The following is a 15,375-nucleotide window of genomic DNA, read 5'->3' as shown; positions in this document are numbered from 1 at the left end:
TCCGTCAGCGCATCGAACTGCTGAGACGTAGGGTGGACGTCGTGGCTGAACACTTTGACACAGTTGTCCTTGGCGGAGGTCCGGGAGGTTACGTCGCCGCGATCCGGTCGGCGCAACTCGGAGCTAAAACCGCAGTAATCGAAGAGAAGTACTGGGGTGGTGTGTGCCTGAACGTGGGCTGCATCCCGTCCAAGGCGTTGTTGCGCAACGCCGAACTCGCGCACATCTTCAATCATCAGGCGAAGACCTTCGGCATCTCGGGGGACGTGAGCTTTGATTTCGGCGCGGCGTTCGACCGCAGCCGGAAGGTCTCGGACCAGATCGTCAAAGGTGTGCACTTCCTGATGCGCAAGAACAAGATCACCGAAATCGACGGGTACGGCGTGTTCAAGGACGCCAAGACCATCGAGGTCGGCGACCGGGAGATCACGTTCGACAACGTCATCATCGACACCGGCTCCACCGTGAAGTCGCTGCCGGGCGTGAAGCTGTCGGAGAACGTCGTCGACTACGAAACGCAGATCCTCACCCGTGAACTCCCCGGCTCGATCGTCATCGTCGGCGCCGGCGCCATCGGCATGGAGTTCGGCTACGTGCTGGCCAACTACGGGGTCGATGTCACGATCGTCGAGTTCCTCGACCGCGTGCTGCCCAACGAGGACAAAGATTCCTCGAAGGAGCTGGCCAAGCAGTACAAGAAGCTCGGGATCAAACTGCTCACCTCCACCAAGGTTCAGTCGGTCGACGACCAGGGCTCGCAGGTCGTCGTCAAGTACAAGGACGCCAAAGACCAAGAGGGTGAGCTCACCGTCGACAAAGTGCTGATGTCGGTCGGATTCGCTCCCCGCGTCGAGGGCTTCGGCCTGGACAAGACCGGCGTCGAACTCACCGACCGCGGTGCCATCGCCATCGACGAGTACATGCGCACGAACGTCGAGGGCGTCTACGCGATCGGCGATGTCACCGCGAAGCTGCAGCTCGCGCACGTCGCCGAGGCACAGGGCGTCGTCGCGGCGGAAACGATCGCCGGTGTCGAGACCATGCCGCTCGGCGACTACCGGATGATGCCGCGCGCGACGTTCTGTCAGCCGCAGGTCGCGTCGTTCGGCCTCACCGAGGATCAGGCCAAGGACGAGGGCTACGACGTGAAGGTCACCACCTTCCCGTTCACCGCCAACGGCAAGGCCCAGGGTCTCGGCGAGCCCGCCGGCTTCGTCAAGCTCATCACCGACAAGAAGCACGATGAGCTGATCGGCGGACATCTGGTGGGCGACAACGTCTCCGAGATGCTGCCCGAGCTGACATTGGCCCAGAAGTGGGATCTGACGGCCAACGAACTGGCCCGCAACGTCCACACCCATCCGACCCTGTCCGAGGCGATGCAGGAGACCTTCCACGGCGCCATCGGTCACATGATCAATCTCTAGAGTTCCTGTGACAGGCGTGGGGCCCGGCGATGTTTCGCCGGGCCCCACGCCCGTCTCCAGGTTGTGGACCCCGCCGTGGCCATTGGACATTCGGGCGACGATGGGTCTGCACCGCCGTGGCAGCGGCGACCCCGCGATGAAATATGCCCCGAACGGCTCGATCTGGCGTGCGATTCATACTCCGGACGGCCCCGGGACGTTGGCGGTGTCGCGGTCGGGGGACGCGGTACTCGGGCGGGCCTGGGGTCCGGGCAGGCAGTGGCTGCTCGATCAGCTGCCACTGATGCTGGGCAGTGAGGACAATCCCGAAGACTTCGTCGCGCATGACGAGGTCGTCGGCAAACTCGCGCATCTGGGTCAGGGCTTGCGGATCGGCCGCACCGATCGGGTGTGGGAGGCGCTGGCTGCCGCCGTGCTGGAACAGAAGGTCACCGGCCGGGAGGCCTGGCGGGCCTGGCGCTACATCGTCAACAAGTACGGCGAACCCGCGCCGGGGTCGCCGAGTATGAAAGTCCCTCCGCCACGGGAGGTCTGGCGTGAGATACCCCAGTGGGAATGGCATGCCAGCGGTGCTGAACCGCCACGGCGTCGCACCATCGTCCACGCTGCGGGTTACGACGTCGAACGCAAGGTCGACCGGCTCGAGCTGTTGCGAGGTATCGGACCATGGACGGTCGCGGAGGTTCGATGTCGCGCCGTCGGCGACGCGGACGCCGTCCCCGTAGGGGACTTCCACATCCCTTCTATGGTCGGGCGGGCGCTGATCGGTCAGCGCATCGACGATGACCAGATGCTCGAGTTGCTCGAACCCTATGCCGGACATCGTTTTCGAGTCATCCGGCTGATCATGCTGTACATGAAGATGCCTGCCCGCCGGGCGCCCAAGATGCCGACGCGCGACTACCGCAACATCTGACCGCCCGATCCTGGTGGGTTTTGGCGAGGATTTCCCCAGGTCGGGCTGGCCAGAACCCACCATCATCGGGGCACTTGCTCCTGGATTCGGGGACTGTCGGCGGTACAGGGCACCATGGGGTCATGACATCCACCGCAACGCGTGAGAAGGCTCAGACGATCCTCGAGCAGCTGGCCGGGCCCGAGGCCGAGTTGCGCGATGACCAGTGGACCGCGATCGAGGCGCTGGTCGTGCAGCGTCGCCGGGCGTTGGTCGTCCAGCGCACGGGCTGGGGCAAGTCGGCGGTGTACTTCATCGCCGCCAAACTGCTGCGGGCCGAGGGTCGCGGCGCGACGGTCATCGTCTCGCCGCTGCTCGCACTCATGCGTAACCAGGTCGCCTCGGCCGAACGGGCAGGGGTCAAGGCTGCGACGATCAACTCCGGGAACGTCACCGAATGGGACGACATCCACCGGCGCGTGGCCGACGGCGACCTCGACGTGTTGCTGGTCAGCCCCGAGCGCCTCAACAACCCCGACTTCCGCGACAACGTCCTGCCGGCGTTGGCCGCCGATGCCGGATTGGTTGTCGTCGACGAAGCGCATTGTGTTTCGGACTGGGGCCACGACTTCCGTCCTGACTACCGCCGGATCCGCACCTTGGTTGCCGAACTGGGCACCGACGTACCGGTTCTCGCGACCACCGCAACCGCGAACGACCGGGTGGTCGACGATGTCGCGGCCCAGCTCGGAGTGGGTGGGGGCGACACGCTGGTGCTGCGCGGCGGACTCGACCGCGAATCGCTGCATCTGTCGGTCGTGAAGGTCGCCACGTCGGCAGAACGGGTGGCATGGCTTGCTGCACACATCGATTCGATCGAGGGATCAGGGATCATCTACACCCTCACGGTGGCCGCGGCGCGGGACGTCGCGACGCTGCTCACCGATCTGGGCCACAAAGTGGCCGCCTACACCGGTGCGACCGATTCCGCCGAACGGGAACAGCTCGAATCCGATCTGCTCGCCAACGACGTCAAGGCACTGGTCGCGACGTCGGCCCTGGGCATGGGATTCGACAAACCAGACCTGGGTTTCGTCATCCATCTCGGTGCCCCGTCGTCGCCGATCGCCTACTACCAGCAGGTCGGACGCGCCGGCCGCTCCACCGCGAGTGCCGAGGTGATCCTCCTCCCGGGCAGCGAGGACCAAGAGATCTGGCGGTACTTCGCCTCGGTGGCGTTCCCCTCGGAAACGTTGGTGCGCAGGGTGATCGACGTTCTCGATACCGAACGCCCGCAGTCCACGCCGGCCCTCGAGCCCCTCGTCGACCTGGGTCGTTCGCGTCTGGAGATGGTGCTCAAGGTCCTCGACGTCGACGGCGCGGTCCGGCGCGTGAAGGGCGGCTGGCTGGGTACCGGTCAGCCATGGGAGTACGACGAGGCGCGCTACGAGAAGCTGGAGCAGGCCCGCCGCCGCGAGCAGCAGGCGATGCTCGACTACCAATCGACCACCGACTGTCGAATGTCGTTTCTGCGGGCTCAACTCGACGACCCCGACCTGGAGCCGAACAGCAGGTGCGGCCGCTGCGACAACTGTGCAGGCCAACGTTATTTGGCTGATGTCGACGGCCGCTCGCTCGATGCCGCGCGTGACCAACTGCAGCGACCCGGTGTCGAATTGGCACCCCGCAAGCAGTGGCCGACCGGTATGAAGAAGCTCGGCGTCGAGCTGTCCGGAAAGATCAGCGACGGTCCGTCGATGGGCCGCGTGATCGGACGACTCAGTGATCTGGGCTGGGGCACCCGCCTACGACGGCTGCTCGACGAACCCGATGCCCCGGCGTCCGACGAAGTGATCAAAGCGGCCGTCGCGGTCCTGGCGGCCTGGCCCTGGCAGACGCGGCCCACGGCGATCATGGGTCTGGACTCCGACACGCACCCGATTCTCATCGGATCCGTGGTCGACAGGCTGTCGGAGCTCGGACGCCTGACCAACCTAGGGGTCCTGGGCTACGCGCCCGATCGCCGGCCGGTGACCGCTGCCAACTCGGCCTACCGGGTCGCTGCGCTGGAGGGCTCATGGGTCGATCCGGATCCGTCGATCATTGCTGACCTCACCGGCCCGATCCTGCTGATCGACGATCTCTCCGACACCGGCTGGACGCTGACGATGGCGGCGCGGCATCTGCGTCGCGCCGGTGTCGACGAGGTGCTCCCGTTCGCGCTCGCGAGCACCAACTAGCCGTCTGGAGATCAGGCGGGTCCGGTCGCGTGCTGGTCCTGTATCCGGGCAAAAGGTTGCGCGGCTTCGAGTTCGAACGCCAGCTCCAGCAGGGTCCGCTCATCACCGTGGGCCGCGGAGAAGTGGACGCCGATCGGCAGCCCATTGGTGGTGCGGCCGAGAGGTAGGGAAATGGCCGGTCCGCCGGCGGCGTTGTTCAGCGGGGTGAAGCTGACGTAGTTGACCAGGCGGGGGAACATCACGTCGAATCCGGCGGCCGGTGAGAGGAAGCCCAGCTCCGGGGTGGTGTGACCCAACACAGGGGACAAGACGACGTCGAGGTTCTCGAACGCTTCGCGGTAACGGATCTCGCTGCGTTTGAGCCCGCGGATGGACAGCGGCGTGAGCCATGGTTTCCGGATGAAGTTGCGGGCCAACCCCTTCGTCAGGGCATCGGTCTTCGATCGGTCGAACGGATCCCCGGTGACCACCTTCCCGAAGTACTGGGTGCTGAACGCCATCAGTGCCCAGTAGTGGACGAAGTCGCGCACGAAGGTGTGGTCGGTCGGGACGGCGAAATCGACGACGTCGTGGCCCAACGACGTCAGCAGTTCGGCGGTGTGCAAGACCGCGGCGGCGGTGTCGGCGTCGGTGGGATCGCCGGCGATCGAGTCGGTGATCAGCCCGATCTTCAGGCGTCGGCTCGACGGTCCGGCAACCTCGCCAACCGGCTTCAGCTTCGGGGCCGGTCGGAACTTCTCGAGTGCAGCGACGAACGCCGCAGTGTCCCGGACGGTGCGGGTGACTGCACCGTTGGAGATGATGTCGACCGGCATCTGCTTGCCCTGCAGTGATTGAACCTCGCGACCGCGCGTCAGTTTCAACCCGACCAGACCGCATGCGGCGGCGGGGATCCGGATCGATCCGCCGCCATCGTTGGCGTGCGCGATGGGTACGACACCCGCGGCCACGAAAGCCGCGGAACCGCCCGACGACGCGCCACTCGAGAAGCCGGTGTTCCACGGGTTCCGGGTCGGCGGCAGGGACTGGTATTCGGTCGTCGCGTTGAAGCCGAACTCGGGCAGTGTCGTCTTGCCGAGCATCGTCATCCCGGTGGACAGGTACTGCTCGGCAAATGGTTCGGTCTTTCTCTTCGCCGTCGGCTGCACTGCCTGTGATCCGTGGCCGGTCGGAAGGCCATAGAGGTCGGTGTTGTCCTTGATGAAGGTCGGTACGCCGGAGAAGGCGCCTGCCGCAGGCGTATCCGCGGCCTCGAGCGCCCGGTCGAAGTCCCGCAGTGCGAGCGCGTTGAGCGCCGGATTGACCAGCTCCGCCCGAGCGATGGCGGCCTGTGCCGCCTCCCTGGCGCTGATGTCGCCGGACGCGATCGCGGCGGCGACACCGGTGGCGTCGAGGTCTCCCAAAGCATCGTCGCCGAAGGCGTGAACATGCGTGCGCTCAGTCATGGCTGACACGGTAACCCAGACTCACAGCAATAGCCCGCAATTGGTAAGACCACTTGACCTATGACCACTGGACTTCTACGGTGAGGCCATGGCGTTCCAACCGATCGAGCACCGCAGCGTGCCTGGGGATGTCTTCGAGCAGATCGTCGAAGGCGTGCTGAGTGGCGAGCTTCCTGCAGGTCAGAACCTTCCGAGCGAGCGGGAGCTCGCCAAGGTGCTCGGTGTGTCCCGGCCGGCGGTGCGTGAAGCGATGAAGCGGGTCGCCGCGGCCGGGCTGGTCACCATCCGGCAGGGCGGTGGCACCACAGTTCGAGACGTCCGACGCTTCGGTGGCCTCGACCTACTCCCGAAGCTGCTCATCCGTGGCGGTGAACTCGACGTCGCTGTTGCGCGGTCAGTGGTGGAGGCTCGGGCCCATATCGGGCCCAAGGTCGCCGAACTGGCAGCGCTGCGCGCCGACGAGGACCAGATTGCCGTCGCCCGGGCAGCGGCGGCGCAACTGGTCGAGCTGTCGGACCCCGTCGCGCAACAGCGTGCTGCGCTGGACTTCTGGGACGCCATCGTCGACGGCGCCGACTCGATCGCCTTCCGCCTGATGTACAACACGATGCGTTCGGCGTACGAGCCCGCGTTACCCGCCTTGGCCTCCGCGTTGTCCGGCGAGGTCGGGAATGCCGCTGGTTATCGCAGGATCGTCGACGCCATCGCCGACCGCAATGCGGGTGCAGCCGCACGCGCCGCGGCGGTCTTGCTCGAACCGGGCACCACGGCGTTGCTGTCGGCATTCGGGGAGATGGAGAAGCTTCTGCAGGAAGCGCTGTCGCCAGAAGGAGAAGACGATGACGACTGATCGAGATGCTCGTACGCACCTGCGGGCCGACGAGCGCACGCTGCGGAAGCAGCGGCGGACGGTGACGCTCGGGTCTGCCTTTCGGGAGTTCGTGCGGCACCCCACGCCGTGGATGATCGCGGCATTTCTTACCGCGTCGGCGGCCGCGAAGGTGACCGTCGGAGACTGGGTGTGGACCGATGCCCTCGTTCCGGTGGTGATGATCCTGTCGTTCCCTCTAACAGAGTGGCTGATACACGTGTTCATCCTGCACTGGCGTCCAAAGGTTCTCGGCCGGATCACCGTTGATTCGCTGCTCTCGCGCAAGCATCGCGAACACCACGCCGATCCGCGCAGCATCCCGCTGATCTTCATTCCCTGGCAGGTGCTCTGCGGCGTCTTACCCCTCGCGCTGATCCTGGGTTTGTTCGCGTTCGGCCGGGTGGGTCTCGGACTGACCTTCATGGTGACGCTCGGTGTGCTGGGCCTGATCTACGAGTGGACCCACTTTCTGATCCACACCGACTACAAGCCGAAAAGCGGTCTGTACAAGGCGACCTGGCGCCACCACAGGTTCCATCACTACAAGAACGAGCACTACTGGTTCACGGTCACCACCTCGGGTACCGCGGACCGGGTGCTGCGCACGAACCCCGACCCCGAGAGCGTCGAGAAATCACCGACCGCGAAGAACTTGCACGCCCTGTGACCCGTATCGCCGTGGAGCGGACGAAGAGATCAAGGCTTGCGCGCCGTCACGTACTGAGCTTGACCGGTGATGGTCTGCTCCACGTCGACCAGGCCGGCCGCGCGAAGCCGGTCTGTCACCTCATCGCGACCGAACAGCCGGTAGCCGCTGCGGGCGGCGATCTTGTTCACCACACGTGCGGATGTCAGCCGGGTTCGAAGTGACGTGAAGATGGCGACCTCACCCCCAGGCGCGACCACCCGTGCGAGTTCATCGATGACTTCGTGCGGATCGGAGATGAGGTACAACGCCGCCAGGCAGCAGACGGTGTCGATCGATCCGTCCGGAAATGGCAACCGGTGGGCGTCACCCCGTACGTAAGCCACCCGGTGGCCGCTGTTGTCGGCGACCGCCCTGGTGACCATCGGCACCGAGAAGTCGAGGCCGATGCAGACACCGTCTCCGATCAGTCGTTCGGACAGACGTCGGGTGTAATTGCCCGGACCGCATGCCACGTCGAGGATCGTGCGGTCCCCGGGGCGGCCGAGGTGGGTGACCAACCGACGGTCGAACTTCGCCGCCGAGGTGCCCCCGAGGCTGTACAACCGGGTGAAAATCGGTCGCCAGGCGCGTTCGTACACGGCGGCGAACACCGCGTTCTGCATCACCCACAGCGTGCTGCTCTCCGCGGTCTCCGGCGGACCGAGGAGGTCGAGGTAGCCGTGGCGGTCGTCGACGGGTCCGGTCAGGCGCGCCGAATCGAGCAACCCTCGTGCCCGCTCGAGTGCGGTGCTCAAAAGTCCCGTTCGATCCGAAGGGTCCCGATGGTGGTGGCCAGCGAATCATATTGTCCGACAAGCAGGACGAACTCGATCAACTCGCGTTCATCGAGGTGGTCGGCCAGCTCTTTCCACGCCAGGTCACTGAGATCCTTGGTGCCGACCAGCTCGTCGACGGCGCGCAGCAGAACCTCGTCGAGCCCGGTCCACCCTGCCTCGGGCCCCTGCAGGATCCGCGAGAACTCTGCCTCGTCGATACCGGCCCGTCGGCCCAGTCGTTTGTGGTGATCGAGCTCGTACTCGCAGGCGCGTAGATGGGCGGTCCGAATGATGACCAACTCGGTGGAATGCCGAGACAGCTTGCCGAAGGGCATCATTCGGCTCGAGTAGTGCAACCAGCCCTGAAACAGACCCTTCGCCCGGCCGAGGGTGGAAAAGATGTGCGCGTCGGATACCCCGATCACACGCGCCGCCCCCTTGCTGAACACCCAGTTGAAGGGCCCTAGTTGGCGGAACGTACCCGGGGCAATTCGTGGTGAACTCACGTCTGCCAACCTAGCGGACACGACGCCCCGCGACGACTGATCGCAAACCTTTTGCGTGCCCTGTCCCGGTGTTAGTGTTCGGCCAGTCAGAACGACCGACTGATCCCTGGAGTGGAGTAGCCCGTGCGGCGGATACTGATGGTGTTGGTGGCCGGGCTTTTTGCTCTGCTGACCCTGGCTGCCTGCGGCGGCGGTGGCGACGTCACCGGATACGAGAAGGTGGAGAAGTCGGGGGTCCTGCGCGTCGGCACCGAAGGCACCTACGCCCCGTTCAGCTATCACGACTCGGCAACAGGCGAACTGGTCGGTTACGACATCGACGTGGCCAAGGCGGTCGCCGACGAACTGAATCTGAAGGTCGAGTTCGTCGAGACGCCCTTCGACTCCATCTTCGCCGCGCTCGAGGCAGATCGATTCGACGTAGTGGCCAACCAGGTCACGATCACCGACGAGCGGAAGGCAAAGTACGACCTGTCCCAGCCGTACGCCATCGGTGAGGGCGTCATCGTCACCAGGGCCGACGACAACTCGATCACCTCGCTGGCCGATCTCAAAGGTAAGACGACGGCGCAGTCCTCGACCAGCAACTGGGCGCAGGTCGCAGCAGATGCCGGGGCGAACGTCGAGGCCGTCGAGGGCTTCACGCAGGCGATCAAACTGCTCAACCAGGGCCGGGTCCAAGCGACCGTGAACGACAGTCTGTCCGTGCTGGCGTATCAGGCCACCACGGGCGACACGAGCATCAAGATCGCCGCGAACATCGGGGAGCGCAGCGAGCAGGCCTTTGCCGCCCGTAAAGACAGCGGCTTGATGGACAAGATCAACGGCGCGCTGGACGTCCTGAAGGCCGACGGAACGCTGGAGAGGATCTCGCAGCAGTACCTGAACGCCAATGCGGCGGGCACGTCCGAGCCGAAGACGGCACCGAGCACGTGGGACCTCATCCTCGACAACCTCTGGCCGATGCTGAAGGCGACGCTGACGGTCACACTTCCGCTGACGGCTGTCAGTTTCTTCTTCGGACTGATCATCGCCCTGGGTGTGGCGTTGGCGCGGATGTCGAAGAACCGAGCTCTGTCTGCGGTGGCGCGGTTCTACATCTCGGTCATCCGCGGCACGCCGCTGCTGGTGCAACTGTTCATCATCTTCTACGCGTTGCCTGAGCTGAACATTCTCATCAACCCGTTCCCCGCCGCAGCAATCGCTTTCAGTCTCAACGTAGGTGGCTACGCCGCCGAGATCATTCGATCGGCCATCAGCAGCGTGCCCAAGGGCCAGTGGGAGGCTGCGGAGACCATCGGGATGAACTACGCGACGGCGCTGCGTCGCATCATTCTCCCGCAGGCCCTGCGCACCGCGGTTCCGCCGCTCTCCAACACCTTGATCTCGCTGGTGAAGGACACCTCGTTGGCATCGACGATCCTGGTGACCGAATTGCTGCGCACCGCCCAGATAGCAGCGGCGCCCACGTTCGAGTTCTTCGCGCTCTACGGCACCGCCGCGGTGTACTACTGGATTGTGTGCCTGATTCTGTCCTCGTTCCAGGGCCGTCTCGAAGTCCGACTGGATAGGTATGTTGCGAAATGACCGATACACCCGCATCCCTGAGCAAATCCACACCCGCACCGCCGGCCCCTGACCTGGTCACTGTCGCAGGACTGCAGAAGTCGTTCGGCGCCAACCACGTCCTGCGCGGCATCGATTTCACCGTGCCGTCGGGTTCGGTCACCACCATCATCGGCCCGTCCGGTTCGGGCAAGACGACGATCCTGCGTTCGCTCAACGCGCTCGATGTGCCGGACGGCGGAGAGATCACGATCGGCAACGTCTCGGTCGACTTCTCCCAGCGCCCGATCCCCAGGGCCTTGCTCAAGCGCTACCAGGCGCAGAGCGGCATGGTCTTCCAGGGGCACAACCTGTTTCCACACAAGACGGTGATCGAGAACGTGCTAGAGGGACCGCTTGTCGTACAAAAACGTGACCGGGACGAACTCGTGGCCGAGGCCGAAGTGCTACTTCGTCAGGTGGGCCTGGAGGAGAAACGGGATCAGTACCCACACCAACTGTCCGGTGGCCAGCAGCAGCGGGTGGGGATTGCGAGGGCGCTCGCGCTCAAGCCGTTGCTGATGTTGTTCGACGAACCGACGTCTGCCCTCGACCCCGAGCTGGTCGGTGAGGTGCTCGAGGTGATGAAAGACCTTGCCACGCAGGGTTGGACGATGGTCGTGGTAACCCACGAGATCCGGTTCGCGCAGAAGGTGGCGAACCAGGTGCTCTTCGCTGACGGGGGCACCGTACTCGAGAAGGGGACGCCGGCAGAGGTCATCGCCAATCCGCGACATGCTCGGACGAAGCAGTTCCTGCGGCGCCTTCTCGATCCGGTCTGAGCCCCTTCCACACACGCGCGTATGAGAAGTGGAAGGTCATTGCACCAGGTACGGCGAGACGGTGCTGCGGTGCTCGTCGATGTCGAGTTTGGCGCCGAGCGCGGGAAAAGCACGCTGAGGGCAGTTGACCCGCTCGCAGACCCGGCAGCCGGCACCGATCAGCGTGACGTTCGCCTGCGGACCGATCTCCAGCCCGTCCGAGTAGACAAGGCGGGCCGCATGCCGCTGCTCGCAACCGAGTCCGATTGCAAACGTCTTGCCCGGCTGGCCGTATCGCGCAGCGCGGCGCTCAACGGTCCGCGCCACCCATAGGTAGTTCCGTCCGTCGGGCATCTGCGCGATCTGGGTTTGGATCTTGCCCGGGGACCCGAAGGTCTCGTAGACATTCCACAGCGGGCAGGTGCCGCCGCTGTTGGAGAAGTGAAAACCGGTCGCGGACTGGCGCTTCGACATGTTTCCCGCCCGGTCGACCCGGACGAAGGTGAAGGGAACGCCGCGTAGATTGGGTCGCTGGAGCGTTGACAACCGGTGGCACACCGTCTCATACGAGACCGCGTAGAAGGCGGACAAGCGTTCGATGTCGTAACGATAATCCTCAGCAGCGCCGTGGAATTGGGCGTAGGGGAGGACGGCGGCGGCAGCGTAGTAGTTGGCCATACCGAGTAACGCCAGTGCTCGCGCCTCGTCGGTGGTGAAGTTGCCTTCGTCGGCCATCTGTTTCATCAAGTCGCCGCATTCGAGGTACCCCAATTCGGCGGCGAGTTTGAACACCCGCTGTCCTGGGGAGAGGTGACCGGAGATCTCCAGGCGCCGGGTCTCCGGGTCGAAGCGGTGCAGCACCGTGTCGCCGAGGTCGACCCGTCGCACGATCTGGACACCGTGCACGGTCTGAAGCCGGTCGGCGATCTCGCTGCGGACGTCACCGGAGTGCATACGCATCCGGGTGGTGAGCTCTTCGGCCGCGGTGTCGAGTTCGTGCAAGTAGTTGTGGCGCTGGTAGAAGTAGTCGCGGACTTCCTCGTGGGGGGCCGAGATGGATCCGCGCATGCTGCCGTCGCCGCGGTCGTCGGTCGCGGCCGCCAACTGATCGGTGGCGATCCGATACCGGCGGTGCAGGTTGACCATCGCCTTCGCGAGCTCGGGGTGGCTGGCGACGAGATCGCTGATCTCCTGCGCGTCAGCGGTGGCATCGACGTCCTCGTCCATCACCACCTCACGCATCTCGGCGATCAGGCGCGCGTTGTCCTGAGAGTCGAAGAACGTCGTGTCGACACCGAACACCTCGCTGATCTTGAGCAGCACCGGTACGGACAGCGGGCGGGCGTCGTGCTCGATCTGGTTCAGATACGAGGGCGAGATCTCCAGTGACTGGGCCAGCGCCACCTGCGACATACCGCGCTCGGAGCGCAGCTGGCGGAGGCGGCCGCCGACGTAGGTCTTGGACATTCCTCCAGGGTAGGCCGGATCGGGTGGTGTCTACGCTGTGGGGATGCTGCGCGAGCGGGTGGGTGTCCCGGTGATCATCTTGGCGACAATTGGCCTGTTGACCAGCGCATGCGGAGGCAGCACCAACCCGGCGCCACCGTCTGCGTCGCAGCCCGGACCGTTCACTCCCGCGAGTGCCCTGCTGCCTGCCCGGGAGTTTCCCGCGGGCTATCAGCGTGCCGAACTCGGGGTCGTCGACATGCGGGACCAGAATGCGGCCGCACTGACGGCGGCGTCGACGGCACAGTTCGATCCGCCGCAGTGCCGGCCGACCGCCGACGCCACGCTGAACGAGCAGCTCGATCCCTCGAACGCCGCAGTGACGGCATGGCAGTCGTCGACGGGCAACAGCATCATCGAGCTGGTCACGACCGTGCCGCGGGACATCGACGCCGATATTCGCGCGAATACGGGTGAGTGCGCGCGGGTGACGATCACCGTCACGTCCGGCAGTACCGCCGGCGCCGCAGTGGTCACCGAGAACCAGCGCCTCACCCCTCCACCCCTGCCCACGTCCCTGTCGTTGCTGGTCAAATCGGTTGCCACGACCACCTACCCCGGCGGCAAGACCGCGGTGGCCCAGACGCTCGCCGGATACGCCGTGGTCGACGGGGTCACCGTCCAGCTGGTCGCTGTCTCGACACAGGACGGTATGACGGACGCGAAGTTCGCCGAGTTGTTCAGCCGCGCCGTGACCCAGGTCGCCGGAGCCGTCGGGTAGCGACACCGAAGTTCGTTCGGGCGGCGGAAGGTTCGCCCGTAGCGCCATGCTGATGTGATCGTGGACACATGCCACGTCGACACCGGAGAGTCTGCCGCCGAGGGGCATTGCCGTTCGGCGCTCGCATCGCCTTTACGGGCCGCTCGGCAAACATGCAGTACGCGCGTACTTTTTGCGTACTCGCGAGTAAGAAAATCCCTGTCGTTTACAGACGGAACTTTGCAAACTTCGCAGACGAGTCGCGAAAACTAGCCCGAATTCACAGTGGCGACGTGTGGACCTGCGGGTTTACGTGTGGCACCCTCGGTACAGGCACCGCCTAGCCGGAGTGAAGAAATTGCTAATTCGCACCGTTATGGCTCGGCCCCGCTCCAGCACCTCGGGAGTAGGGCGGCCACACAGCACAGGCTCAACGAATATGGAGCGCGAGATATGAGCACCGTCGGAAAACCACGTACCGCAGCCGAGATCCAGCAGGACTGGGACACCAACCCCCGCTGGAAGGGCATCACCCGCGACTACAGCGCAGAGTCGGTCGCCAACCTGCAGGGCAGCGTTGTCGAGGAGCAGACCCTCGCCCGCCGCGGCGCCGAGATCCTCTGGGAGGGCGTCAACGCCGGAGACGGCAGCTACATCAACGCACTCGGCGCACTCACCGGTAACCAGGCCGTGCAGCAGGTCCGCGCCGGACTGAAGGCCGTGTACCTCTCCGGCTGGCAGGTCGCCGGCGATGCGAACCTCTCGGGTCACACCTACCCGGACCAGTCGCTGTACCCCGCGAACTCGGTTCCGTCGGTCGTTCGCCGCATCAACAACGCGCTGCTTCGCGCCGACGAGATCGCCCGCGTCGAGGGTGACGACACCGTCGACAACTGGGTTGTGCCGATCGTGGCCGACGGCGAAGCCGGCTTCGGTGGCGCCCTCAACGTCTACGAACTGCAGAAGGCCATGATCGCAGCCGGTGCCGCAGGCACCCACTGGGAAGATCAGCTCGCCTCGGAGAAGAAGTGCGGCCACCTCGGTGGCAAGGTGCTCATCCCCACCCAGCAGCACATCCGCACCCTGAGCTCGGCTCGCCTGGCTGCCGACGTCGCAAACGTGCCGACCGTCGTCATCGCCCGTACCGATGCCGAGGCCGCCACCCTGATCACCTCCGACGTCGACGACCGTGACAAGCAGTTCGTCACCGGCGAGCGCACCGCAGAGGGCTACTACCACGTGAAGAACGGCATCGAGCCCTGCATCGCTCGCGCCAAGTCCTACGCGCCCTACGCCGACATGATCTGGATGGAGACCGGCACCCCCGATCTCGAGCTGGCCCGCAAGTTCGCCGAGGCCGTCAAGAGCGAGTTCCCCGACCAGCTGCTCTCGTACAACTGCAGCCCGTCGTTCAACTGGAGCAAGCACCTCGACGATTCCACCATCGCCAAGTTCCAGAACGAGCTCGGCGCAATGGGATTCACGTTCCAGTTCATCACCCTGGCCGGCTTCCACTCGCTCAACTACGGCATGTTCGATCTCGCCTGGGGCTACGCCCGCGAGCAGATGACGGCATTCGTCGACCTGCAGAACCGCGAGTTCAAGGCAGCCGACGAGCGCGGCTTCACCGCCGTCAAGCACCAGCGTGAGGTCGGCGCAGGCTACTTCGACAACATCGCCACCACCGTTGACCCGACCAGCAGCACCACGTCGCTGGCCGGAAGCACCGAAGAGGGCCAATTCCACTAAACTGAGCCGCCTCTCCGGGACTTAAGCGAACAAGTCAGGCGGTCCGCAGCCACCGCTGCGGGCCGTCTGCTTGTTTCAGGTGAGTTCTGGGCGTACCCCACAAGGGTTACCCTCTTCATCACCTTTTTGTGTTGGTTGTTTTCGGTTCAAAGATCTCGGTTCTTGGCTTCTTTGTTCAAAGATGTTGTGCTCGTTGTTTTTAGGAG

At 64.9% G+C, this 15,375-nt stretch carries 13 protein-coding genes; 9 read left to right on the top strand and 4 right to left on the bottom strand.

Translation table 11 applies throughout. The annotated features are described in order from the left end of the window. Window positions 1–41: 41 nt before the first annotated feature. The 3 genes from lpdA to BH683_RS05135 all read left to right on the top strand — a co-directional run bounded on the left by lpdA (window position 42) and on the right by BH683_RS05135 (window position 4,562). Window positions 42–1,427 carry a dihydrolipoyl dehydrogenase gene (gene lpdA / locus BH683_RS05145; protein ID WP_084835258.1) on the top strand — a complete coding sequence of 462 codons (1,386 nt, stop codon included), beginning with the start codon at window positions 42–44 and terminating at the stop codon, window positions 1,425–1,427. Between the two features lie 7 nt (window positions 1,428–1,434). Then, window positions 1,435–2,343, top strand: coding sequence for a 3-methyladenine DNA glycosylase (locus BH683_RS05140; RefSeq protein ID WP_084835203.1), 909 nt, complete (start codon window positions 1,435–1,437; stop codon window positions 2,341–2,343). Between the two features lie 122 nt (window positions 2,344–2,465). Then, window positions 2,466–4,562 carry an ATP-dependent DNA helicase RecQ gene (locus tag BH683_RS05135; protein WP_084835202.1) on the top strand — a complete coding sequence of 699 codons (2,097 nt, stop codon included), beginning with the start codon at window positions 2,466–2,468 and terminating at the stop codon, window positions 4,560–4,562. An 11-nt stretch (window positions 4,563–4,573) separates the two neighbouring features. Here BH683_RS05135 and BH683_RS05130 read toward each other — a convergent pair whose 3' ends face one another. Next, complete coding sequence (locus BH683_RS05130; RefSeq protein ID WP_084835201.1) at window positions 4,574–6,007, bottom strand: amidase; 1,434 nt, start codon at window positions 6,005–6,007, stop codon at window positions 4,574–4,576. Window positions 6,008–6,095: 88 nt separating this feature from the next. On the opposite strand from BH683_RS05130, the gene BH683_RS05125 reads away from it, so the two are divergent. Beyond that, on the top strand, window positions 6,096–6,857 hold the full coding sequence (locus tag BH683_RS05125) for a GntR family transcriptional regulator (RefSeq protein WP_084835200.1): 762 nt from the start codon (window positions 6,096–6,098) through the stop codon (window positions 6,855–6,857). Then, window positions 6,847–7,545 carry a sterol desaturase family protein gene (locus BH683_RS05120; protein WP_084835199.1) on the top strand — a complete coding sequence of 233 codons (699 nt, stop codon included), beginning with the start codon at window positions 6,847–6,849 and terminating at the stop codon, window positions 7,543–7,545. Before BH683_RS05125 ends, BH683_RS05120 begins: the two co-directional genes overlap by 11 nt. A 29-nt stretch (window positions 7,546–7,574) precedes the next feature. On the opposite strand, the gene BH683_RS05115 is transcribed toward BH683_RS05120, so the two are convergent. Then, window positions 7,575–8,321, bottom strand: coding sequence for a class I SAM-dependent methyltransferase (locus BH683_RS05115; RefSeq protein WP_094647264.1), 747 nt, complete (start codon window positions 8,319–8,321; stop codon window positions 7,575–7,577). After that, window positions 8,318–8,848 (bottom strand): carboxymuconolactone decarboxylase family protein, encoded by a 531-nt coding sequence (locus tag BH683_RS05110; RefSeq protein WP_084835198.1) that lies wholly within the window; start codon window positions 8,846–8,848, stop codon window positions 8,318–8,320. Before BH683_RS05110 ends, BH683_RS05115 begins: the two co-directional genes overlap by 4 nt. A 138-nt stretch (window positions 8,849–8,986) precedes the next feature. Here BH683_RS05110 and BH683_RS05105 point away from each other — a divergent pair, with 138 nt between their 5' ends. Both BH683_RS05105 and BH683_RS05100 read left to right on the top strand, forming a co-directional pair. Then, on the top strand, window positions 8,987–10,435 hold the full coding sequence (locus BH683_RS05105) for an ABC transporter permease subunit (protein WP_084835197.1): 1,449 nt from the start codon (window positions 8,987–8,989) through the stop codon (window positions 10,433–10,435). Beyond that, window positions 10,432–11,235, top strand: a complete 804-nt coding sequence (locus BH683_RS05100; protein WP_084835196.1) for an amino acid ABC transporter ATP-binding protein — start codon at window positions 10,432–10,434, stop codon at window positions 11,233–11,235. The genes BH683_RS05105 and BH683_RS05100 overlap by 4 nt, the downstream gene beginning before the upstream one ends. Window positions 11,236–11,271: 36 nt before the next feature. Here BH683_RS05100 and ramB read toward each other — a convergent pair whose 3' ends face one another. Beyond that, complete coding sequence (ramB, locus tag BH683_RS05095; protein WP_084835195.1) at window positions 11,272–12,681, bottom strand: acetate metabolism transcriptional regulator RamB; 1,410 nt, start codon at window positions 12,679–12,681, stop codon at window positions 11,272–11,274. A gap of 43 nt (window positions 12,682–12,724) precedes the next feature. Between ramB and BH683_RS05090 the strand changes: the two genes are divergently transcribed. Together BH683_RS05090 and aceA are read left to right on the top strand one after the other, a co-directional pair. Next, window positions 12,725–13,441, top strand: a complete 717-nt coding sequence (locus tag BH683_RS05090; protein WP_084835194.1) for a hypothetical protein — start codon at window positions 12,725–12,727, stop codon at window positions 13,439–13,441. A 432-nt stretch (window positions 13,442–13,873) separates the two neighbouring features. Then, complete coding sequence (gene aceA / locus BH683_RS05085) at window positions 13,874–15,169, top strand: isocitrate lyase (protein WP_084835193.1); 1,296 nt, start codon at window positions 13,874–13,876, stop codon at window positions 15,167–15,169. Window positions 15,170–15,375: the final 206 nt, after the last annotated feature.

The sequence above is a fragment of the Williamsia sp. 1138 genome (genome assembly GCF_002095435.2).
Classification (GTDB): Bacteria; Actinomycetota; Actinomycetes; order Mycobacteriales; family Mycobacteriaceae; genus Williamsia.
The sequence above is the reverse complement of the archived record's forward strand: the minus strand, read 5'-3'. Positions and strand labels throughout refer to the sequence as shown.

Bases quoted from the DNA above. Each gene is read 5' to 3' on its own strand.
- BH683_RS05130 (WP_084835201.1), bottom strand. From the start codon at position 6,007: ATGACTGAGCGCACGCATGTTCACGCCTTCGGCGACGATGCTTTGGGA.
- BH683_RS05125 (WP_084835200.1), top strand. From the start codon at position 6,096: ATGGCGTTCCAACCGATCGAGCACCGCAGCGTGCCTGGGGATGTCTTC.
- BH683_RS05105 (WP_084835197.1), top strand. From the start codon at position 8,987: ATGGTGTTGGTGGCCGGGCTTTTTGCTCTGCTGACCCTGGCTGCCTGC.
- BH683_RS05135 (WP_084835202.1), top strand. From the start codon at position 2,466: ATGACATCCACCGCAACGCGTGAGAAGGCTCAGACGATCCTCGAGCAG.
- ramB (WP_084835195.1), bottom strand. From the start codon at position 12,681: ATGTCCAAGACCTACGTCGGCGGCCGCCTCCGCCAGCTGCGCTCCGAG.
- BH683_RS05090 (WP_084835194.1), top strand. From the start codon at position 12,725: ATGCTGCGCGAGCGGGTGGGTGTCCCGGTGATCATCTTGGCGACAATT.
- aceA (WP_084835193.1), top strand. From the start codon at position 13,874: ATGAGCACCGTCGGAAAACCACGTACCGCAGCCGAGATCCAGCAGGAC.
- BH683_RS05120 (WP_084835199.1), top strand. From the start codon at position 6,847: ATGACGACTGATCGAGATGCTCGTACGCACCTGCGGGCCGACGAGCGC.
- BH683_RS05100 (WP_084835196.1), top strand. From the start codon at position 10,432: ATGACCGATACACCCGCATCCCTGAGCAAATCCACACCCGCACCGCCG.